This window comes from Streptomyces cellostaticus, assembly GCF_023630175.1.
Taxonomy (GTDB): domain Bacteria; phylum Actinomycetota; class Actinomycetes; order Streptomycetales; family Streptomycetaceae; genus Streptomyces; species Streptomyces cellostaticus_A.
Window position 1 is genome coordinate 82222 of the sequence record NZ_JALLIN010000001.1, and the last position, 20890, is coordinate 103111.

Sequence of the window (20890 nt, forward strand, 5' to 3'; positions counted from 1 at the left end):
GGTCGCACCGGCGCGGCCTGCTGGGGCACTCCAGCCGTACTTCTGCATTTCTCCTGGTCAAGGGCCTGGCGGCGGGGAGTGCAGCGGGGGCTGGGCATGCGTGGGACGGTCTTGGAGAGGCTGTGGACCGGGGTCCGCGTCAGTCAGGTCGCCGCAGGTCAGACCGTCTGCGGGGCCCTCTCGGGCGCGGCGTCCGGCACGGCCTCGGCGGACCGGGCCAGCGTGGAGTGCCGGCGCCCGTAGGCGACGTAGACGAGCGCTCCGACCGCGAGGAACACCGCGAACTGGATCCAGGTCCGCCAGCCGGTCTCGTACATCAGGTACAGGCAGAAGCCGACGCCGAGCAGCGGGCCGGCCGGGTAGAGCGGCACCCGGAAGCCGCGGCTCAGCCCCGGCTCGCGGCGGCGCAGGGCGATCACCGCGATGTTGACGACGGCCATGATCGCGAGGGTGCCGATGGTGCACAGGTTGAGCACGGCGTCCAGGGAGGCGAAGGCCGCCGGGACCGCGAAGACGACCGCGACGATCAGGGTGCCGGCCACCGGGGTGGAGGTGCGCGGCGAGACCTTCTCGAAGACGCGCGGAATCAGGCCGTCCCGGGACATCGACATCAGGATGCGGGTCTGGCCGTACATCACGGCGAGCACCACGGAGGCGATGGCGACGACCGCGCCGAAGGCGATGACACCGCCGCCGAGGGCGGAGCCGGTGACCTCGTTGACGACGTACGACAGCGCGGCGGGCCGGCCGGCCACCCGCTTGCCGCCGATGGCGCCGATCGCGGCGAGCGCGACCGCGCAGTAGAGCAGGGTGACCAGGCCCATGCAGACGAGGATGGCGACGGGGATGTCCCGGCGCGGGTTCTTCGCCTCCTCACCGGCCGTGGTGATCGCGTCGAAGCCGATGTAGGAGAAGAAGGCCGCGGTGGTGCCCGCGCCGATGCCGCCGAGGCCGGCCGGGGAGAACGGGGTCAGGTTGCCGTGCTGGAAGGCGCTGTAGCCGACGGCGCAGAAGGCCAGCAGGACGACGAGCTTCACGGCCGCCATCACGGCGGTGGCGCGGGCGCTCTCCCGCACGCCGCGCACCAGCAGCACGGACGCCATGGCGATGACGATCACGGCGGGCAGGTTCACGATCCCGCCGTCGCCCGGCCCCGCGGACAGCGCGGCCGGGAGCTGCAGGCCGGTGAGGCTGTGCAGGAGCTCGTTGACGTACTCGCTCCAGCCGACGGCGACCGCCGAGATCGAGACGCCGTATTCCAGCAGCAGGCACCAGCCGACCAGGAAGGCGGTGGACTCGCCGAGGCCCGCGTAGGCGAACGAGTACGAGGAACCGGAGACCGGGATCGCGCCGCCCAGCTCGGCGAAGGAGAGCGCGGTGAAGACGCAGGTGATCGCGGCGAGGACGAAGGAGATCACGACGGCGGGGCCGGCCTGGGCGACGGAGTCGGAGAGACCGACGAAGATGCCGGTGCCGACGATGGCGCCGACGCCGAAGCAGATGAGCTGGAACAGGCCCATCGTGCGCTTGAGGCCGTGGCCCTCGCGGTCGGCGCCGGACTCGGCGACCAGCAGTTGGGGGGACTTGATGCGGAGAGCGGGCATGCGGGGTGGTGCTCGTTTCTGGCGGTGCGGGGGCGCCCCGGTGGGGCGCGGCGGCGGCCGGGAGGGGGTGGTCCGGGCCGCCGTTCAGGATAAGGCCTGGTGAAGCGGGTGGGACGCGCGTCCGCCCGCGGCGGTCAGGCGAGGGTCGCGACCAGGATGGCCTTGATGCTGTGCAGCCGGTTCTCCGCCTCGTCGAAGACGACCGAGTGGGCGGACTCGAACACCTCGTCGGTGACCTCCAGTGAGGTCAGACCGTGGGTCTCGAAGATCTCCTGGCCGACCTTGGTGCCCAGGTCGTGGAAGGCGGGCAGGCAGTGCAGGAACTTCACGTGCGGGTCGCCGGTGGCGCGCAGGACGTCCATGGTCACGGCGTAGGGGCCAAGGGCGGCGATCCGCTCGCCCCAGACCTCCTTGGGCTCGCCCATGGAGACCCACACGTCGGTGGCGACGAAGCCGGCGCCCGCGACGCCCTCGGCGATCTCCTCGGTGAGGGTGATCCGGGCACCGCTGGACCCGGCCAGCTCGCGGGCGCGGTCGACGACCTCCTGGGCGGGCCAGTAGGACTTCGGGGCGACGATCCGTACGTCCATGCCGAGCAGGGCGCCGGTGACCAGGTAGGAGTTGCCCATGTTGAAGCGGGCGTCGCCGAGGTAGGCGAAGGCGGTCTCCGACAGCGGCCGGGGGCTGTGCTCGGCCATGGTGAGCACGTCCGCCAGCATCTGGGTGGGGTGCCAGTCGTCGGTGAGCCCGTTGTAGACGGGCACGCCGGCGTGCACGGCCAGTTCCTCGACCTTGTCCTGGCTGTCGCCCCGGTACTCGATCGCGTCGAACATCCGGCCGAGCACCCGGGCGGTGTCCTTGACGGACTCCTTGTGGCCGATCTGCGAGCCGGTCGGGTCGAGGTACGTCGTGGTGGCACCCTGGTCGGCGGCGGCGACCTCGAACGCGCAGCGGGTGCGCGTCGAGGTCTTCTCGAAGATCAGCGCGATGTTGCGGCCGCGCAGGTACGGGGTCTCGGTCCCGGCCTTCTTCGCCGCCTTCAGTTCCGCGGCCAGCTCGACCAGGCCGCGGAACTCGGCCTGAGTGAAGTCCAGCTCCTTGAGGAAGTGGCGGCCGGCGAGGGCGGTCGGGACAGTCGCCATGGGGGCGCTCCAGGGGTACGGGTACTCGGGACTGCTGGAAGTCTATACGACAGTCCACATTTCTATACAGGCGCCCTCTCCACCGGGCAGCTCATGCACCGCGGCCCGCCCCGGCCGCGCCCCAGCTCGCTGCCCGGGATCTCGATCACCTCGATGCCCTGCTTGCGCAGGTGGGTGTTGGTGGTGGAGTTGCGTTCGTAGGCGATGACGACGCCCGGTTCGACGGCCAGCACGTTGCAGCCGTCGTCCCACTGCTCGCGCTCGGCGGCGTGCACGTCCTGGGTGGCGGTGAGCACCCGGATCTCGCCGAGCCCCAGCGCGGCGGCGATGGCGCGGTGCATGTGCTCGGGCGGGTGGTCGGTGACCTTGAGCTCCCGCTCCCCGTCGCCCGGCTGGATGGTGTAGGAGCGCAGCATGCCGAGCCCGGCGTACTGGGTGAAGGTGTCGCCGTCGACCATGGTCATCACGGTGTCCAGGTGCATGAAGGCGCGCCGCTTGGGCATGTCGAGCGCGACGATGGTGTGCGCGGAGCCCGCGGCGAACAGCTTGTGCGCCAGCATCTCCACCGCCTGCGGGGTGGTGCGCTCGCTCATGCCGATCAGGACGGCACCGTTGCCGATCACCAGGACGTCGCCCCCCTCGATGGTCGAGGGGTAGTCGGCCTGCCCCCGGGACCACACGCGGAACGTTTCGTCACGGAACAGCGGGTGGTGCCGGTAGATCGCCTCGAAGTGCACGGTCTCGCGCTGCCGGGCCGGCCGGCGCATGGCGTTGATGGAGACGCCGTCGTAGATCCAGGCCGAGGTGTCCCGGGTGAAGAGGTGGTTGGGCAGCGGGCGGAGCAGGAAGTCGTCCAGGTCCATGACGTGGAAGCGGACGGAGGTGGGCTCCGCGTGCCCCTCCAGGAACTCCCGCTTGGTCATGCCGCCGACCAGCGCCTCGGCCAGCTCGCCGGAGGCCATCCGGTCGAACGCGGCACGCAGGTGGCCGGTGGCGAGGGGACCGTACTCCTTCTCGTCGAAGACGCGGTCCAGGACGAGGGCGCGGGCCTCCGGGACCTGAAGGGTCTCGGTGAGCAGATCGCCGAAGAGGTGGACGGCGACCCCCCGGTCGCGCAGGACGTCCGCGAATCCGTCGTGCTCGGCGCGCGCCCGGCGCACCCACAGCACGTCGTCGAAGAGCAGGGCGTCCTTGTTGCTGGGGGTGAGCCTCTTGAGCTCGAGGTCGGGCCGGTGCAGGATCACCCGGTGAAGCCGCCCGGCCTCGGAGTGGACATGGTATGCCATGACTCCATCCTGGCCACCGGCGCCCGCCTTCACGCTCCGATCGGCCGTTTCCGCCTCCCCCTGTTTTCGTCGCCTGGACGAGAAGAGGGGCCGGGGCGCTCAGATCACGGTGCGGGGCACCGGCCGGCGGCCGACGCGCGGGGGCAGGGCCACCGCGTGGTCGCCGTCGACCCGCACCGGTCCCTCGGCGGCGAGCAGGTCGACGGCCGTCCGCCGGGCGGGATCCGGCGCGGCCGGTGGCGTGCGCTCCGCGCGGAGGTCGAAGGCGGCGAGGAGGTCGGGGTGGTCGAGGGTGAGCCGGACCGCCCGGCCTGGCGCCCTGCGGTCCATGACGGTGACGAAGCCGGGGCCGCGCCGGTGGCAGAAGGCTCCGGCGGCGGTGTCCGCCGGCCCGGTGACCGCGCCGGACTCGGACACCCGGGCCGGCTCGCTGAGCCGTGGAACGCGGTGCCCTCGTCGGCCGGGCGGGTCCGCCGCACCAGCCGGTTCAGCAGGCCCAGTCGTGGTGAGGGAAGGTCCAGCGGATGCCGGGGCACCGCGACCAGGTGGACGCGCGTGCTCAGCGGGTCGGCCGCTGCTCCAGGACGGCCGGCCGGCGTTCGGTGCTCCGGTCCGCACGGACCACGACCTTCCTGATCTCCACGTCGCCTGCTCCTAAGCGTCCCTGCGCGGCGCGAACACCCCGGTGCCGCACGGCCATCCACCATATGGACAGTTGTGTGTGCGGCACAAGGGCCTTCCGTGACAGCCCGTGCCCCCTCGCTTCACAGCCGCGGGTCGACCGGCTCCGGCTCCAGGGCGAGCACCCCGAACACCGCCTCGTGCACCCGCCACAGCGGCTCGCCGTCCGCGAGCCGGTCCAGCGCCTCCAGGCCGAGGGCGTACTCCCGGATCGCCAGCGACCGCTTGTGGCCCAGGAAACGGGCGCGCAGGCGGGCGAGGTTGTCCGGGCGCGTGTACTCCGGGCCGTAGATGATCCGCAGGTACTCGCGGCCCCGGCATTTGATGCCGGGCTGCACCAGCCGGCCCCCGCCGTCGCGCACCAGGGCACCGAGCGGCTTGACGACCATGCCCTCGCCGCCGCGGCCGGTCATCTCCAGCCACCAGTCGACACCGGCGCGGACCGAGTCGGGGTCGCCCGTGTCGACGTACAGCCGCCGGGTGGTCTGCAGCAGTCCGGTGCCGTCGTGCTCCACCATCCGGTCGATCAGCGCCAGTTGCTCGTCGTGCGGAAGCCCGGCGAGGCTGCGGCCCCGGACCGCCAGGATCTGGAACGGGGCGAGACGGACCCCGTCCAGGCCGTCGGTGGTCCAGCAGTAGCGGCGGTAGGCATCGGTGAACGCGGCGGCGTCCGCGGCCCGCTCCCGCTGGCGCTCCAGCAGCCCGCCCACGTCGGTGCCGCGGGCCGCGGCCGCCTCCAGCGCGGCGAGGGCGTCCGGGAACACCGCGCCGGACGCGGCGCCGACCGCCGCGTACTGGCTGCGCAGCAGACCCGAGGCCTTCAGCGACCACGGCATCAGCTCGGCGTCCAGCAGCAGCCAGTCGGTGTCGAGTCCGTCCCACAGGCCGGCCGCCGCGACGGCCGAACGCAGCCGGCCGAGGATCTCCTCGGTCACCTCCGCGTCGTCGAAGAACGGCCGTCCGGTACGGGTGTAGAGGGACCCCGCGGGCCCGTCGGCTCCGAACCTCGCGCGCGCCGCCTCCGCGTCCCGGCAGACCAGCGCCACCGCGCGCGAGCCCATGTGCTTCTCCTCGCAGACCACCCGCCCGACGCCGTCCGACGCGTACTGGGCGAACGCCTCGGCCGGGTGCTCCAGATAGCCGTCGACGTGCGAGGTGGCCGTCGGCGCCATGGTCGGCGGCAGGTACGGCAGCAGGCGCGGGTCGACCGCGAAGCGGCTCATGACCTCCAGTGCCGCGGCGGCGTTCTCCTCACGGACCGCGACCCGGCCCGAGTGCCGGGTCTCCACCACCCTGCGGCCGTGCACGTCCGCCAGGTCGAGCGGCCGGCCGTCCTGCCCGCCGGGCGCCTCGCTGCGCAGCGGCCTCGCGGGCTCGTACCAGACCCGCTCGGCCGGTACGTCGACCAGCTCGCGCTCGGGCCAGCGCAGCGCGGTCAGCTTGCCGCCGAACACCGCGCCGGTGTCCAGGCAGATGGTGTTGTTCAGCCAGGTCGCCTCCGGCACCGGGGTGTGGCCGTAGACCACGGCGGCGCGGCCGCGGTAGTCCTCCGCCCACGGGTAGCGCACGGGCAGCCCGAACTCGTCGGTCTCGCCGGTGGTCTCGCCGTACAGGGCGTGCGAGCGCACCCGCCCCGAGGTGCGGCCGTGGTACTTCTCGGGCAGGCCGGCGTGGCAGACGACCAGCCGCCCGCCGTCCAGGACGTAGTGGCTGACCAGGCCGTCCAGGAAGCGCCCTACCTCCGCCTTGAACTCCTCGCTCTCGTCCGCCATCTGCTCGACCGTCTCGGCGAGCCCGTGGGTGTGCCGGACGTTGCGGCCCTTGAGGTGACGGCCGTACTTGTTCTCGTGGTTGCCCGGCACGCACAGCGCGTCGCCGGAGGCGGTCATCGACATCACCCGGCGCAGCACGCCCGGGGTGTCCGGGCCGCGATCGACCAGGTCGCCGACGAACACGGCGGTACGGCCCTCGGGGTGCACGCCGTCGGAGTAGCCCAGCTTGGCGAGCAGGGCCTCGAGTTCGGCCGCGCAGCCGTGGACGTCGCCGACGATGTCGAAGGGGCCGGTGAGGTGGGTGAGGTCGTTGAACCGCTTCTCGGTGACGACGGTGGCGCTCTCGACCTCCTCGGCCCCGCGCAGGACGTGCACCTTGCGGAAGCCCTCGCGCTCCAGGTGCCGCAGCGAGCGGCGCAGCTCGCGGGTGTGACGCTGGATGACGCGGCGGGGCATGTCGGCGCGGTCGGTGCGGGACGCGTTGCGCTCGGCGCACACGTCCTCCGGCACGTCCAGCACGATGGCGATGGGCAGCACGTCGTGCCTCCTGGCCAGTTCGATCAACTGGCGGCGGCTGTCCTGCTGCACGCTGGTGGCGTCGACGACGGTGCGGCGGCCGGCGGCGAGCCGCTTGCCGGCGATGTAGTGCAGCACGTCGAAGGCGTCCCGGCTCGCGCTCTGGTCGTTCTCGTCGTCGGAGACGAGGCCGCGGCAGAAGTCCGAGGAGATGACCTCGGTCGGCTTGAAGTGCCGCCGGGCGAAGGTGGACTTGCCGGAGCCGGAGGCGCCGACGAGGACGACCAGGGAGAGGTCGGTGACGGGGAGGACCCGTCCCGTGGATGTGTCGGTCATGCCGCCCTCGCCTCCTTCTCGCCCTTCCCGGCGCTCTCGTTCCCTGCGTTCTTCTCGGCCTTCTCGGCCTTCTCGGCCTTCTCGGCCTTCTCGGACTTCTGCGTCCCCAGGTGGAAGACGGCCATCTGGGTGGGCGGCCCGACCTCGGGGTCGTCCGGCCCGACGGGCACGAACCCGACCTCGTACCCGTGCCGTCCGGCCACGGCCGCCGCCCAGGCGCGGAACTCCTCGCGGGTCCATTCGAAGCGGTGGTCGCCGTGCCGGACGTGTCCGGCGGGCAGCGTCTCCCAGCGGACGTTGTACTCGACGTTCGGGGTGGTCACGACGACCGTGCGCGGGCGGGCGTGCCCGAACACGGCGTACTCGAGGGCGGGCAGCCGGGGCAGGTCGAGGTGCTCGATCACCTCGCTGAGCACGGCCGCGTCGTAGCCCTTGAGCCGCCTGTCGGTGTAGGCGAGCGAGCCCTGGAGGAGACTGACCCGGGCCGCCTGCCGCTCCCCCATGCGGTCCAGCTTGAGCCGGCGCGAGGCGATGGTCAGGGCCCGTACCGAGACGTCGACACCGACGATCTCGGTGAACCGCGCGTCCCTGAGCAGTTCCTGCACCAACTGGCCCTGACCGCAGCCCAGGTCGAGGACGCGGGCGGCGCCGGCCTCGCGCAGGGCGGCGAGAATCGCCCCGCGCCGCAGCACGGCGAGCGGAGTCGGCCTGTCCTCGTCCTCGGCCCCGGTGTCCGCCGGGACCGCGTTGTCGATCGCCTCGACCTCGCTGTCGTCGGCCTCGGCCAGCCGCACCAGCTCCAGCCGCTCCATGGCCTGCCGGGTCAGCGACCAGCGGCGGGAGAGGTAGCGGCTGGTGATCAGCCTCTGCTCCGGGTGCGCGGGCAGCCAGCCCTCACCGGCGCGCAGCAGCTTGTCGACCTCGTCCGGGGCGACCCAGTAGTGCTTCGCGTCGTCGAGCACGGGCAGCAGGACGTACAGGTGGCGCAGCGCCTCGGCGAGGGTCAGCGCCCGCGACTCCAGGGTGAGCCGGACGTACCGCGAGTCGCCCCACTCCGGGAACCCGGTGTCGAGGGCGACGGGGTCGGCGGTCACCGTCCAGCCCAGCGGCTCGAACAGCTTCCGTACGAGGCCGGGACCGCCGCGGGCGGGCAGCGCGGGCACCTCGACGCGCAGCGGCAGTGGCGCCGCGGCCAGCTCCGGGCGGGCCCTGCACACGCCCCGGAGGGCGCTGGAGAAGACGCCGCTCAACGCGACGGCGAGCAGCGAGGAGGCCGCGTAGGGGCGGTCGTTGACGTACTGCGCGAGTGCCGCGTCGGGCGCCGCGCCGCGGCCCCGGCCCTTGCTCCGCCGCGCCAGCGCCACCGCGTCGACCTCCAGCATCAGCGCGGCCGTGCAGCACTCGGCGTCCGCCCGCGGGTAGAAGACGTGCGCGGTGCCGTGGGCGGTGGAGAAGGTCTGCGCCTTGTCGGGATGCTTGTGCAGCAGGTACCCGAGGTCGGTGGCCGGGTGGGCGGCGTCGCCGCGCGTGGAGATCGTCAGAAACACAGGTCCGAGTCTCCCCGCTGCCGCACGCCGTCGACCAGTGGTTTTCCAGGACGCAACGGCCCCTGCGCCCGGTTCGGCGCGGAGAGGCCGGACCGGGCGGGGGCGGTGCGGCAGCGGGCCCGGGTCAGGAGAGCTGGGTCTGGACCCGGGAGGAGATCAGTTCCAGGTGGTCCAGGTCGTGCAGGTCGAGGATCTGGAGGTAGACGCGGGTGGAGCCGGTCTCGGCGTAGCGGCCGATCCGGTCGACCACCTCGGCCGGGGTGCCGGCCAGGCCGTTCGCCTTCAGCTCGTCCACCTCGCGGCCGATCGCGGCGGCCCGGCGGGCGACCTCCTGGTCGTCCCGGCCGACGCACGCCACCAGCGCGTTCGAGTAGGTCAGGGCGTCGGCCGCGCGGCCCGCCCGCTCGGCGGCGGCGCGCACCCGGCCGAACTGCCGCTCGCTGTCCTCGACGGAGGCGAACGGGATGTTGAACTCGTCGGCGTAGCGGGCGGCGAGGCGCGGGGTGCGGGTGGCTCCGTGGCCGCCGATGAGCACCGGGATCCTCGGCTGGGCGGGCTTGGGCAGCGCGGGTGACTCGGTGAGGTCGTAGTAGGCACCGTGGAAGTCGAAGGTCTCGCCGGTCCCGGTGGCCCACAGCCCGGTGACGATCTCGAGCTGTTCCTCCAGGCGCGCGAACCTCTCCTTGGGGAACGGGATGCCGTAGGCCTTGTGCTCCTCCTCGAACCAGCCTGCGCCGAGGCCGAGTTCGACTCTGCCGCCGGACATCTGGTCGACCTGGGCGACCTGGATGGCGAGCACGCCCGGAAGGCGGAAGGTGCCGGCCGTCATCAGGGTGCCCAGGCGGATGCGCTTGGTCTCGCGGGCCAGGCCGGCCAGCGTGATCCAGGCGTCCGTGGGGCCGGGCAGGCCGTCCGCGTTGCCCATCCGGAGGTAGTGGTCGGAGCGGAAGAACGCGTCGAAGCCAAGATCCTCGGTGGCCTTCGCCACGGTGAGCAAGGTGTCGTACGTGGCCCCCTGCTGGGGCTCGGTGAAGATTCGAAGGTCCATACACCCATCCTGCACGGCCCCGGCGCCACCGGCCCCACCGGTACCGCCGGGCACGACCGTCCCGATCAGGTGAATCCCGTGGTCACGGGCGCGGAGTCGGTACGGTCCGGCCGGTCACACACCCGACGGGCTGTCCTCCGCGCCCTCGGGTAACGCCGCCACGCGAGCGGCCAGTTTGCGCAGCATCTCCAGCACCCGGTCCCGGGACTCGTCCGCCGCGTCGATGGCCTCCATGCACTGCCAGTAGGCCGTCTCGTCGGCGGCGGAGCTGGCCATGCCGACCAGCGCCATGCCGACCTCGCCCAGCAGGCCGTCCAGGCACAGCAGGGTCAGCCGGGCGTCGTCCAGCTCGGTGAGCTGGGCGGCACGCAGGTCGCCGGGGTCGAGTTCCGGGGCGTCCAGGACGCCGCAGCCCCGGCCCGCCAGTTCGGTCAGTCCCAGCGCCTCGCCCCGCAGCTCCGGCGGGCCGGACACCGCGAGGCGGCTGCCGATCGCCTGGGCCAGGGCCTGCGCCTGCCACACCTCGGCCATGATCTCGGACCGGTCGGTGCCCTGGGCCAGGGCCCGCCTGCTCGTCCCGATCAGTCGCACCGCTTCCATGCGCTGCCCCCGTTCAGTCCGCCGTGCGTCCTCACGCGCCCGCGTGAACTCTCCTGTTCACTACCCAGAGTGAGGGCACCTGAGACGTAAAGCCAGAGATGGGCGGGAAATTGTGGACAACAATTCGGATTCGGGACTCGTCATGACTCCAGAGAGTGATAGCGGAGGATGGCGCTCCGTCAGCCGGAGGCGTCCGGCCGCGGCGCCGGGAAACGCTCCTCGTTGCGGTCGATCTTGGCGGACAGGGCGGCCAGCGGGTCGACGCCGAGGACCTCGCAGAGCTGGAGGAGGTAGGCGAGGACGTCGGCGACCTCGTCCCGGACCCGGTGCGCGGTGCCCGGGTCGTCCATCACCCGGGCCGACTCCTCGGGCGTCAGCCACTGGAAGATCTCGACCAGTTCGGAGGCCTCCACGCTGAGCGCGGCCACCAGGTTCTTGGGGGTGTGGTACGGCTGCCAGGCGCGCGCCGCGGCGAACTCGGCCAGTCTGCGCTGGAGTCCGGCCAGGTCGGGGTGTTCCGTCACGGCCTCAGGTGTACTACGGTGACCCCCTCGGTCCCCAGCGCCCAGGTGGCGTCGCTGACGGCGCCGACGCAGCGGATGTGACCGCGTTCGCCCATCCGGGCCGCCGTGGCCAGCAGCGCGCGCCGCTGGGCCGGGTCGAGGCCGCGGTCGAAGCCGTCGGTGAGCACGGTGAGGGTGCGCAGCGCGTCGGGCACCTCGCCGGGTGTGTCCACGGCCAGCACGCCGGGCCCGGTCAGCAGCACCAGCGCCAGTGCCACGTAGCGCAGTTCGCCGTCGCCGAGCCGGGCCAGCTCGGTGCGCAGGCCGTCACCCCGGTCGAGCAGTGCCCGGACGGTGCCGTCGGCCAGCGGCTCCGGGACCAGGTCGGACACCGGACCCGCACAGCCGCCGCGCAGTGCCTCGACGAGCAGGGCGTGCCGGCGGCCGCACTCGGACCGGGTGCGCCACAGTACGTCGGCCAGGTTGTCGCAGCCGGTCAGGAGCCGTCCCGATCCGGTGGGGACGGGGGCGCGCATGCGCTCGGGGCGCGGGTCGCAGGGGAAGACCGAGCGCAGGGCGACGACCATCTGCTCGGTGGCGGCGAGCACCCGCCGCTGCCCGTCGGTCTTGCCCGCCACCCGCAGCGGCAGCAGCGGGGTGCCGAGCCGGTCGTCGGGCAGCGGGGCGCGGGTCACCGGGGAGGCGCCCGCGGTGTGCCACGCGGCCTGGACGGCCCGGCGGCCCGGATCGCGCAGGGCGGTCTCCAGCAGGACCACCCCGTCCGCCGTCAGCCGTTCGCCCACGATCCGCAACTCCGGCTCGGCCTGCACGGCGACGTCGAGCCGGACCGGCCCCTCGGCGCCGTCGGCCGTGCAGCCGATCCGGAACCCGCGGCGCCGCTGCGCGTCGGGCCGTGCCCGCTCCGGCACCCAGGCCACCGGATCCGGGAACACCTCGGCCAGCTGCGCCCCGCCGCCGAGCCGGGCGAGCGCCTCGTACGCGGCGAGCGCGGTCGACTTGCCCGATCCGCTGGGCCCGGCGAACAGGGTGACGGCGCCCAGCGGGAACGCGGCCCGCCGGTGCCCGGCGAAGGCGGACAGCCGCAACTCGGTGACGCGGGCGCGTACGTCGGGCGGTACGGGGGACCGCTCCCCCGTACCGCCCGCGAACGGCCCGCCCGGTCCCGGCACCCGCGAGGCCCGTCCCGCGGCGGCGGACGGTGGGCCGAGGGGACCGGAGGGCGGTTCGAGGGGCCCGGAGGCAGACGGGGAACCGGTGGGCACAGAGGGGACGGCCATATGCGGACGGTAGGCCTCCGCCGGGACGGCGAACCGTTTTCCCCGCCCCGCCTTCCTACGATCGGGGGACCGCCCGCGTCCCGCGCGGCGACGGCGTCAGCCGCCGGCGATCCCCGCGCCCTCCATCAGCCCGCTGACCTCGGTGCCGGGCGGCGTCAGCAGGAACACGTTGCGGTCGACCCGGTGCATCCCGCTGCCCAGGCCGAAGACGACACCCGTACTGAAGTCGAGGACGCGCTTGGCGACATCGCCCTCCGAGCCGGACAGGTCCAGCAGCACCGGCACCCCGGCCATCAGGGTCTCGGCGACCTCCCGGGCGTCCGCGAACACGTTGACCCGCAGGACGACGAACCGGCGGCGCGTCTCGGTCTCGGCATCCGGCAGCGAGCGGTGGCCCACCGCCGACGGCCAGGCGTCCCGGCCCCGCAGCGGCACGACCTGGGCGAGCCCCTCCCACTGTTCATCGGTGACGTCGTAACGGCTCACCGGCTCCACCTGACCTGACTCGCACCCAATGCCTGCACCAGCCAATTCTTACGCCAAGTCACCCGTTCAGCCCAACAGCGACACACTGCGCGACCGCTCACGCGTCCTGTTCCATCCGGCACATGTGCGAATAAACCCCCCTCTTACCGCCGTCACACCGGTCTCTTCATGTCGTTCCCGGCCGCGCTCACCGTCCGCCACTAGCGTCCGGTGCCGTGCACTTGGCAGAAACACAGCAGGTGGCAACCGGGCGGTGGACACGTCCAGCGATGTCCACCGCCCCGGGACGCCCCACCGACGAACCCCACGGCCCCGCGCAGTGGCACCGGGTCCTGACCCTGCTCGCCGACGTGAGCCTGTTCATCGGGACCCGGTCGCTGTGGTCGCAGGCGGCGACCCACAACCTCTTCCTCGTGGCGGTCGTCTCGCTCTGCTACGTCTCGATCCTGACCGGCGGCGTCCTCGCCCTGACGGTCCGCCGGACGCGCTCGCTGGCCCGCCTGGACCTCATGGTGCTGCTGACGGCCCTCGTGCTCGCCGCCTGCGCCTGGTGGCTGAACCACGCCGGCGGCGACGAGGCGGTGCTCACCGCCCAGGCCGCGCGGGAACTCGTCGCCGGGCACCCGGTGTACGGGCAGCCGTGGCCCTGGCTGTTCCACGGCCCGAAGGTCGCACTGACGCCGACGATGGCCGGGGGCTACGACTTCACGTACGGCTATCCCCCGCTCGCCCCGCTGCTGGCCGCGCCCCTGCTGTGGGTGGGCGGCGGCGGCGCTCCGGCGACGGCCGCGGCGACGATCGCACTGCTCACCGGCGCGGTGCTGCTGTGGCGGCTGCTGCCGGTGCCCTGGCGCTCGGCGGCGACGATGGCGTGCCTGGGCTTCGGCTTCCTGCCGGGGTACGCCCGTTCGGGCTATCCGGCCATCCCGGCCATGGTCCTGCTGATCCCGGTGGTGGTCGGCTGGCCGCGCATCGGCAGGGGCGGCCGGCTCGGCGCGCCGGGGATCGCGCGGGCCGTGTGCCTGGGCGCCGCGTGCGCGACCCAGCAACTGCCGTGGTTCGTGTCACCGTTCCTGCTGGCCGGCCTGTACGCGGTGCGCCGCGGTGAACTGGGCGGGCGCGCCGCCACCGCGGTCTGCGCACGGGTCCTCGGCACCGCCGCGACGACATGGCTGCTGGTCAACACGTACTTCATCGTGCGCGAGCCGGGACCCTGGCTCGACGGCATCGCGCTGCCCCTGACCCAGGGCGCGGTGCTGCACGGGCAGGGCCTGGTGGACGTCTCGCTGTACTTCACGCACGGCAGCGACCGCCTCGACTGGTACGGCCGCGCCAGTGCGCTGCTCGCCGTCGCGCTGCTGGCGCTGTACGCGCTGTTCGTACGGCGGCTGGGCCCGGCGGCGACGGTGCTGCCCTGGTGCGCCTTCTACGTGGCGACCCGGTCCCAGGACGGCTACTACCTGATGATGACCCCGCTGTGGCTCGCGGCCGCGGTCACCGTGCCCCTGTCGGACTTCGCGCACGCCTGGCAGCCACGCCCCCGCTGGTTCAGGGGCCCGCGCCGCCGGCCGGCGCTGGCCGGCGCGGCCGCCCTCCTGGTGGTGCCCGCGCTGGTGAGCGCGGCTCTCGCGGCCACGGGCCGGCCGCCGCTGCGGATGGACGTGACGTCGGCGCGGCGGGCCACGGCGCAGTCGCTGTCCACGCTGAGCCTGCGGGTGACCAATACCGGTGACACCGCGCTCACCCCGCACTACATGCTCACCACCAGCCACGGGATGAGCAGATACTGGTCCCTGACGCGCGGTCCGGCCACGATCGCCGCGCACACCACGGCGTCCGTCGAACTGCGTGCGCCGTCCGGCAGGTTCACGCTGCCGGCCGCGGCGGACGCCAAGCTCCGTCTGCGCGCCTTCACCGGTGACCCGCAGACGCTCTCCACCCGGGACCTGCGCGCGGCCGGACTCGGCCGGAGGGAGCCACCCGAACGGTAGGAAACCGGACGGCCGGGGCCCGGCGAGGTGCAGGTCACAGCCGCAGAGAGGGAAACGTCACAGCCCCCGCTCTGCTGCCGTACGAGCACCCTGCCCTAGCATCCGAGCATGACGGTCCTGCCTGACGACGGGCTCCCACTGGCCGCCGAGTTCCCTGACGCGACACACGAGCAGTGGCACCGCCTGGTCGAGGGTGTGCTGCGCAAGTCGGGCAAGGAAGTCTCGGGCGCGGCAGTCGAGGACGCCCTGTCCACGACGCTCGAGGACGGGCTGCGCACCCGGCCCCTGTACACCGCGCGCGACGGCGCACCCGACCCCGGCCTGCCCGGCTTCGCCCCGTACGTGCGCGGCGGCCGCCCCGAGGGCAACACGGCCGGCGGCTGGGACGTACGGCAGCGGCACGCGGCGCTGGGCGGCGGCGCGGACGGCGCTGTGCTGGCCGACCTGGAGAACGGCGTCACCTCGCTGTGGCTGGTGCTCGGCGAGGGCGGCATCCCGGTCGCCGAGCTGGGCCGGGCGCTCGACGGGGTGTTCCTCGACCTGGCGCCGGTCGCCCTGGACGCCGGGCGCGACACCGAGGCGGCCGCCGCGGCGCTGCTGCGGCTGTACGAGGAGAGGGGCGTCGCCCCCGAGACGGTGCGCGGCAGCCTGGGCGGCGACCCGCTCGGCCACGAGGCCCGCACCGGCATCGCGCTGGACCCGGCCCCCTTCGCCGCCCTCGCCCGGCGCTGCGCGGAGACCCACCCCGGCCTGCGCGCCCTGACCGTGGACGCGCTGCCGTACCACGAGGCGGGCGGCTCGGCCGCGCAGGAGCTGGGCGCCTCCCTGGCCACCGCGGTGGCCTACCTGCGGGCGATGACGGAGGCCGGGCTGTCCGTCGAGGCGGCCTGCGGCCGGCTGGAGTTCCGCTACGCGGCCACCGCCGACCAGTTCCTGACCATCGCCAAGCTGCGCGCGGCGCGCCGGCTGTGGGCGCGGGTCGCCGAGGTGGCCGGGGCACCGGACGCGGGCGCGCAGGTCCAGCACGCGGTGACCTCCCCGGTGATGCTGACCCGCCGCGACCCGTGGGTGAACATGCTGCGCGCGACGGTGGCGACACTGGCCGCCGGGGTCGGCGGCGCCGACTCGGTGACCGTGCTGCCGTTCGACCACGCGCTGGGCCTGCCCGACGCGTTCGCCCGCCGTATCGCGCGCAACACCTCCACGATCCTGCTGGAGGAGTCGCACCTGGCCCGGGTCATCGACCCGGCGGGCGGCTCCTGGTACGTGGAGCGGCTGACCGAGGAACTGGCCCAGGCCGCCTGGGCGTACTTCCGGTCGATCGAGCGGGACGGCGGCCAGGCCGCGTGCCTGCGCTCCGGCCGGATCCGCACGGACCTGGCGACGACCTGGGCGGAGCGCTCCAAGAAGCTCGCCAAGCGGCGCGAACCCATCACGGGCGTCAGCGAGTTCCCGCTGCTGGGCGAGAAGCCGGTGGAGCGCGATCCGGCTCCCGAGCCGCCGTCCGGCGGCCTGCCCCGGGTGCGTCGCGACGAGGCGTTCGAGGCCCTGCGGGCCCGTTCCGACGCCCACCTGGCGGCGACCGGCTCCCGGCCGAGGATCTTCCTCGCCGCGCTCGGTTCGCCCGCCGAGTACACCGCGCGCTCGACGTTCGCCGCCAACCTGTTCCAGGCGGGCGGCATCGAGCCGGTCACCGAGGGCGCCTTCGAGGACAGCGGCGCCACCGAGGCCGTGCTGTGCTCCAGCGACGCGCTCTACGCCGAACGGGCCGGGCAGGCCGCCGAGTCGCTGCGCGCGGCCGGCGCCCGGCACGTGTTCCTGGCGGGCCGCCCGGCCGAGCACCCGGGCGTCGACTCGTACGTCTTCGCGGGCTGCGACGCCATCGACGTGCTGTCCGCGACCCTCGACCGCATGGGAGTGTCCTGATGGGAATCCCCGACTTCGCCGGCATCGAGCTGGGGACGCCGGCCGTCGACGGCGGCGCCGAGGAGTGGCGCGCGGCTCTCAAGCGGGCGACCGGGAGCGAGGAGCCGCTGTGGGAGACCCCGGAGGGCATCGGGGTCAAACCGCTGTACACCGGCCGTGACCTGGAGGGCCTGGACTTCCTCGGCACGTTCCCGGGGATCGCGCCGTACCTGCGCGGCCCGTACCCGACGATGTACGTCAACCAGCCCTGGACGATCCGCCAGTACGCGGGCTTCTCCACCGCGGAGGAGTCCAACGCGTTCTACCGGCGCAACCTGGCGGCCGGCCAGAAGGGCCTCTCGGTCGCCTTCGACCTGCCCACGCACCGGGGTTACGACAGCGACCACCCGCGGGTGACGGGCGACGTCGGCATGGCGGGCGTCGCGATCGACTCCATCTACGACATGCGGCAGCTCTTCGACGGCATCCCGCTGGACCGGATGACCGTGTCGATGACCATGAACGGCGCGGTGCTGCCGGTCCTGGCGCTGTACATCGTGGCGGCGGAGGAGCAGGGCGTACCGCCCGAGAAGCTGGCCGGAACCATTCAGAACGACATTCTGAAGGAGTTCATGGTCCGCAACACCTACATCTACCCGCCGAAGCCGTCGATGCGGATCATCTCCGACATCTTCGCGTACACCTCGCAGCGGATGCCCCGCTACAACTCCATCTCCATCTCCGGGTACCACATCCAGGAGGCGGGTGCGACGGCCGACCTGGAGCTGGCGTACACCCTCGCGGACGGCGTGGAGTACATCCGCGCGGGGCGTGCGGCCGGTCTGGACGTGGACGCGTTCGCGCCCCGGCTGTCGTTCTTCTGGGCGATCGGCATGAACTTCTTCATGGAGGTCGCGAAGCTCAGGGCGGCCCGGCTGCTGTGGGCCAAGCTGGTCTCGCAGTTCGAGCCGGGGAACAGCAAGTCGCTGTCGCTGCGCACCCACTCGCAGACCTCGGGCTGGTCGCTGACCGCGCAGGACGTGTTCAACAACGTCACGCGCACCTGCGTGGAGGCGATGGCCGCGACGCAGGGCCACACCCAGTCGCTGCACACCAACGCCCTTGACGAGGCGCTGGCGCTGCCCACCGACTTCTCGGCGCGCATCGCCCGCAACACCCAGCTCCTCATCCAGCAGGAGTCGGGCACCACCCGGGTCATCGACCCGTGGGGCGGCAGCGCGTACGTCGAGCGGCTGACGTACGACCTCGCCCGCAAGGCCTGGGCCCACATCCAGGAGGTGGAGCAGGCGGGCGGCATGGCGCAGGCCATCGACGCCGGCATCCCCAAGCTGCGGGTCGAGGAGGCGGCGGCCCGCACGCAGGCCCGCATCGACTCCGGCCGCCAGCCGGTGATCGGCGTCAACAAGTACCGGGTGGACAGCGACGAGCAGATCGAGGTCCTGAAGGTCGACAACTCCTCGGTGCGCGCCCAGCAGGTCGAGAAGCTGCGGCGGCTGCGCGCGGAGCGGGACGAGCAGGCCTGCCGGGACGCGCTGGACGCGCTCACCCGGGCCGCGGACGGCACCGGCAACCTGCTGGAGCTGGCCGTGCGCGCGGCCCGCGCCAAGGCCACCGTCGGCGAGATCTCCGACGCCCTGGAGAAGGTGTACGGCCGGCACGCGAGCCAGATCCGTACCATCTCCGGGGTGTACCGCAACGAAGCAGGCGAGTCGCCGTCCGTGGACCGCACCCGTGCCCTGGTGGACGCCTTCGAGGAGGCCGAGGGGCGGCGGCCGCGCATCCTGGTCGCCAAGATGGGCCAGGACGGCCACGACCGCGGCCAGAAGGTGATCGCCACCGCCTTCGCCGACCTCGGCTTCGACGTGGACGTCGGCCCGCTGTTCCAGACGCCGGAGGAGGTCGCCCGGCAGGCGGTGGAGGCGGACGTGCACGTGGTCGGGGTGTCCTCGCTGGCCGCCGGTCACCTCACGCTCGTACCGGCGCTGCGGGAACGGCTCGCCGAGGAGGGCCGCGGGGACATCATGATCGTGGTCGGCGGGGTCATCCCGCCGCAGGACGTGCCGACCCTGCTGGAGATGGGCGCCACGGCCGTGTTCCCGCCCGGGACGGTGATCCCGGACGCGGCGTACGACCTGGTGGAGCGGCTGTCGGCCGACCTCGGCCACGAGCGGTAGCCGCGTATGGCAGCGATCGATCTCGACACCTATGTGAAGGGTGTGCTCGACGGCAGGCGGGCCCTGGTGGCCCGCGCCATCACGCTGGTCGAGTCCACCCGCCCGCAGCACCGGGTGCTGGCGCAGGAGCTGCTCACCGAGCTGCTCCCGCACAGCGGCCGGGCGCGGCGGATCGGCATCAGCGGCGTGCCGGGCGTCGGAAAGTCGACGTTCATCGACGCGTTCGGCACGTCGCTGACCTCGCTGGGGCACCGGGTGGCCGTTCTCGCGGTGGACCCGTCCTCCACTCGGACCGGCGGCTCGATCCTCGGTGACAAGACCCGGATGGAGCGCCTCGCGGTCGATCCCGACGCGTTCGTGCGGCCCTCCCCCAGCGCGGGCACGCTGGGCGGGGTCGCGAAGGCCACCCGGGAGTCGATGGTGGTGATGGAGGCCGCCGGGTACGACGTGATCCTGGTGGAGACCGTCGGCGTCGGCCAGTCGGAGACGGCGGTCGCCGACATGGTGGACTCCTTCCTGCTGCTCACCCTGGCCCGCACCGGGGACCAGCTCCAGGGCATCAAGAAGGGTGTCCTGGAACTGGCCGACGTGATCGCGGTCAACAAGGCGGACGGCCCGCACGAGCGGGACGCGCGGGCGGCGGCCCGCGAACTGGCCGGTGCGCTTCGGCTGATGCACGGCAAGGACGCGTTCTGGACCCCGCCGGTGCTGAGCTGCAGCGCCCGGGAGTCGACCGGCCTGGACGTGGTCTGGGAGCGGCTGGAGCAGCACCGGACGCTGCTGGACTCCACCGGCCGGCTCGCCGCCAAGCGGCGGGACCAGCAGGTCGACTGGACCTGGTCGATGGTCCGGGACGAGCTGCTGGGCCGGCTGCACGCGGATCCGGCCGTGCGCGCGGCCGCCCCCGCCCTGGAACAGCAGGTCAGGGAGGGCACGTTGACGGCGACCCTGGCGGCGGAGGGCATCCTGCGGGCCTTCGGGGAACGGCGGGACCCGGCGCCGGGGCGGTGAGCCCCGGCCGATCAGGCGTGTCCGGCCCGGTCGTCACCGCCCCGGGCCGGGCCGCGCGGGCGAGCGCCACGCCGATCGCCCCGGCGCGGCCGGGCGCCGCGCCCCTTGTACGACGGTGCGAGGGGTCGTACCCGGGGCGCCCGGCGGCCTCACGGCACGCGGAAGCCGCGGAAGGTCACGTGCTCGCGGGACGTGAACCCCAGTCGCTCGTAGAGCGCGATCGCGCCGGTGTTGGCCTCCGCCACGTGCAGGAAGGGACGTTCCCCGCGTTTCACGACGCGGGCGACGAGCGCGCCGATCAGCCGGAGGGCGTGGCCGCGCCCGCGGGCCTCGGGAGCGGTGCAGACGGCGCTGATCTCGGTCCAGCCCGGGGGCCGCAGCCGTTCCCCGGCCATCGCCACCAGCCGGCCGCCGTCGCGGATGCCGAGGTAGGTGCCCAGTTCGGGAGTGCGCGGCCGGAACGGTCCCGGGCGGGTCCGCTCGACGAGGGCGAGCATCTCGGGCACGCTCTCCGGGCCCAGCTCGACGACCCCGGCGTCGGTGCGCGCGTCCGGGATCGCGGCCGGGCCGGTGCCGGACCAGGTCATCCGGCGGCCTTGGAGGGTGAACACCGGCTCCCAGTCCGGCGGCGGGGTGACCGGCCGGCTGAACAGGTCGGCGAGTTCACCGGAACCGAGCAGCCGGGCCAGGTCCGCCCATTCGGCCGGGTCCGGGTCCGCGGACACCGCGCAGAACGTCGCCACGTCCGGCAGGTAGCCGGCCGCCCGGCCGAACCGGCGGGCGAGACGGGCGTGGTGGCCGCGGAGCGACTCGCCCACCGGGTCGTCGAGCGCCACGGCCTCGCGGTTCACCATCGTGTCGTCCCTCTCGTCCGGCGCGCGCGGGTCGGTCGCCACGGGCAGCGATCATAGGCAGGCGCCGTCCCGGCGGGCCGGACGGGGTGCGCGGCGGCCCCGCCCGGCCCGCCGG

The 20890-nt window shown here is 73.5% G+C and carries 16 protein-coding genes; 4 read left to right on the forward strand and 12 right to left on the reverse strand.

The window, feature by feature from the left end; genetic code table 11:
• Positions 1–158 precede the first annotated feature (158 nt).
• The 11 genes from MXD57_RS00265 to MXD57_RS00315 form a co-directional block, all read right to left on the reverse strand.
• Entirely contained in the window at positions 159–1604 is a 1446-nt protein-coding gene (locus MXD57_RS00265) for an amino acid permease (RefSeq protein WP_250399173.1), read from the reverse strand.
• A gap of 134 nt (positions 1605–1738) precedes the next feature.
• Positions 1739–2746, reverse strand: a complete 1008-nt coding sequence (argF, locus tag MXD57_RS00270; protein WP_250399174.1) for an ornithine carbamoyltransferase — start codon at positions 2744–2746, stop codon at positions 1739–1741.
• Between the two features lie 62 nt (positions 2747–2808).
• The gene (locus MXD57_RS00275; protein ID WP_250399175.1) at positions 2809–4032 is read right to left on the reverse strand and encodes an arginine deiminase; all 1224 of its coding nucleotides are present in this window, start codon (positions 4030–4032) and stop codon (positions 2809–2811) included.
• Positions 4033–4131: 99 nt separating this feature from the next.
• Complete coding sequence (locus MXD57_RS00280; RefSeq protein WP_250399176.1) at positions 4132–4449, reverse strand: DUF5825 family protein; 318 nt, start codon at positions 4447–4449, stop codon at positions 4132–4134.
• A 347-nt stretch (positions 4450–4796) separates the two neighbouring features.
• A complete protein-coding gene (locus MXD57_RS00285; RefSeq protein WP_250399177.1) occupies positions 4797–7337 on the reverse strand; it encodes a polynucleotide kinase-phosphatase in 2541 nt (846 codons plus the stop codon).
• Positions 7334–8884: a 3' terminal RNA ribose 2'-O-methyltransferase Hen1 gene (locus MXD57_RS00290; protein ID WP_250399178.1), complete on the reverse strand. Its 1551-nt coding sequence runs from the start codon at positions 8882–8884 to the stop codon at positions 7334–7336. Before MXD57_RS00290 ends, MXD57_RS00285 begins: the two co-directional genes overlap by 4 nt.
• Before the next feature lie 124 nt (positions 8885–9008).
• Positions 9009–9932 (reverse strand): LLM class F420-dependent oxidoreductase, encoded by a 924-nt coding sequence (locus MXD57_RS00295; RefSeq protein WP_250399179.1) that lies wholly within the window; start codon positions 9930–9932, stop codon positions 9009–9011.
• A gap of 114 nt (positions 9933–10046) precedes the next feature.
• Positions 10047–10532 (reverse strand): DUF6099 family protein, encoded by a 486-nt coding sequence (locus MXD57_RS00300; protein ID WP_250399180.1) that lies wholly within the window; start codon positions 10530–10532, stop codon positions 10047–10049.
• 179 nt (positions 10533–10711) lie between these two features.
• Entirely contained in the window at positions 10712–11056 is a 345-nt protein-coding gene (locus MXD57_RS00305) for a nucleotide pyrophosphohydrolase (RefSeq protein WP_250399181.1), read from the reverse strand.
• A complete protein-coding gene (locus MXD57_RS00310; RefSeq protein ID WP_250399182.1) occupies positions 11053–12333 on the reverse strand; it encodes an AAA family ATPase in 1281 nt (426 codons plus the stop codon). Before MXD57_RS00310 ends, MXD57_RS00305 begins: the two co-directional genes overlap by 4 nt.
• A gap of 96 nt (positions 12334–12429) precedes the next feature.
• Positions 12430–12819 carry a cell division protein SepF gene (locus tag MXD57_RS00315; RefSeq protein WP_250399183.1) on the reverse strand — a complete coding sequence of 130 codons (390 nt, stop codon included), beginning with the start codon at positions 12817–12819 and terminating at the stop codon, positions 12430–12432.
• A 269-nt stretch (positions 12820–13088) separates the two neighbouring features.
• Here MXD57_RS00315 and MXD57_RS00320 point away from each other — a divergent pair, with 269 nt between their 5' ends.
• The 4 genes from MXD57_RS00320 to meaB all read left to right on the forward strand — a co-directional run bounded on the left by MXD57_RS00320 (position 13089) and on the right by meaB (position 19921).
• A complete protein-coding gene (locus MXD57_RS00320) occupies positions 13089–14810 on the forward strand; it encodes a hypothetical protein (RefSeq protein ID WP_250399184.1) in 1722 nt (573 codons plus the stop codon).
• A 108-nt stretch (positions 14811–14918) separates the two neighbouring features.
• The gene (locus MXD57_RS00325) at positions 14919–16736 is read left to right on the forward strand and encodes a methylmalonyl-CoA mutase family protein (protein ID WP_250399185.1); all 1818 of its coding nucleotides are present in this window, start codon (positions 14919–14921) and stop codon (positions 16734–16736) included.
• Positions 16736–18910, forward strand: coding sequence for a methylmalonyl-CoA mutase (scpA, locus tag MXD57_RS00330; RefSeq protein ID WP_250399186.1), 2175 nt, complete (start codon positions 16736–16738; stop codon positions 18908–18910). The genes MXD57_RS00325 and scpA overlap by 1 nt, the downstream gene beginning before the upstream one ends.
• Positions 18911–18916: 6 nt before the next feature.
• Positions 18917–19921 (forward strand): methylmalonyl Co-A mutase-associated GTPase MeaB, encoded by a 1005-nt coding sequence (gene meaB, locus MXD57_RS00335; protein ID WP_250399187.1) that lies wholly within the window; start codon positions 18917–18919, stop codon positions 19919–19921.
• Positions 19922–20070: 149 nt separating this feature from the next.
• On the opposite strand, the gene MXD57_RS00340 is transcribed toward meaB, so the two are convergent.
• Positions 20071–20775 (reverse strand): GNAT family N-acetyltransferase, encoded by a 705-nt coding sequence (locus MXD57_RS00340; RefSeq protein WP_250399327.1) that lies wholly within the window; start codon positions 20773–20775, stop codon positions 20071–20073.
• Positions 20776–20890: the final 115 nt, after the last annotated feature.

What these genes read in the sequence shown, in the direction of transcription:
- MXD57_RS00265 (WP_250399173.1), bottom strand. Translation starts at nt 1,604, where the DNA reads ATGCCCGCTCTCCGCATCAAGTCCCCCCAACTGCTGGTCGCCGAGTCC.
- argF (WP_250399174.1), bottom strand. Translation starts at nt 2,746, where the DNA reads ATGGCGACTGTCCCGACCGCCCTCGCCGGCCGCCACTTCCTCAAGGAG.
- MXD57_RS00275 (WP_250399175.1), bottom strand. Translation starts at nt 4,032, where the DNA reads ATGGCATACCATGTCCACTCCGAGGCCGGGCGGCTTCACCGGGTGATC.
- MXD57_RS00285 (WP_250399177.1), bottom strand. Translation starts at nt 7,337, where the DNA reads ATGACCGACACATCCACGGGACGGGTCCTCCCCGTCACCGACCTCTCC.
- MXD57_RS00295 (WP_250399179.1), bottom strand. Translation starts at nt 9,932, where the DNA reads ATGGACCTTCGAATCTTCACCGAGCCCCAGCAGGGGGCCACGTACGAC.
- MXD57_RS00300 (WP_250399180.1), bottom strand. Translation starts at nt 10,532, where the DNA reads ATGGAAGCGGTGCGACTGATCGGGACGAGCAGGCGGGCCCTGGCCCAG.
- MXD57_RS00310 (WP_250399182.1), bottom strand. Translation starts at nt 12,333, where the DNA reads ATGGCCGTCCCCTCTGTGCCCACCGGTTCCCCGTCTGCCTCCGGGCCC.
- MXD57_RS00320 (WP_250399184.1), top strand. Translation starts at nt 13,089, where the DNA reads ATGTCCACCGCCCCGGGACGCCCCACCGACGAACCCCACGGCCCCGCG.
- MXD57_RS00325 (WP_250399185.1), top strand. Translation starts at nt 14,919, where the DNA reads ATGACGGTCCTGCCTGACGACGGGCTCCCACTGGCCGCCGAGTTCCCT.
- scpA (WP_250399186.1), top strand. Translation starts at nt 16,736, where the DNA reads ATGGGAATCCCCGACTTCGCCGGCATCGAGCTGGGGACGCCGGCCGTC.
- meaB (WP_250399187.1), top strand. Translation starts at nt 18,917, where the DNA reads ATGGCAGCGATCGATCTCGACACCTATGTGAAGGGTGTGCTCGACGGC.
- MXD57_RS00340 (WP_250399327.1), bottom strand. Translation starts at nt 20,775, where the DNA reads ATGGTGAACCGCGAGGCCGTGGCGCTCGACGACCCGGTGGGCGAGTCG.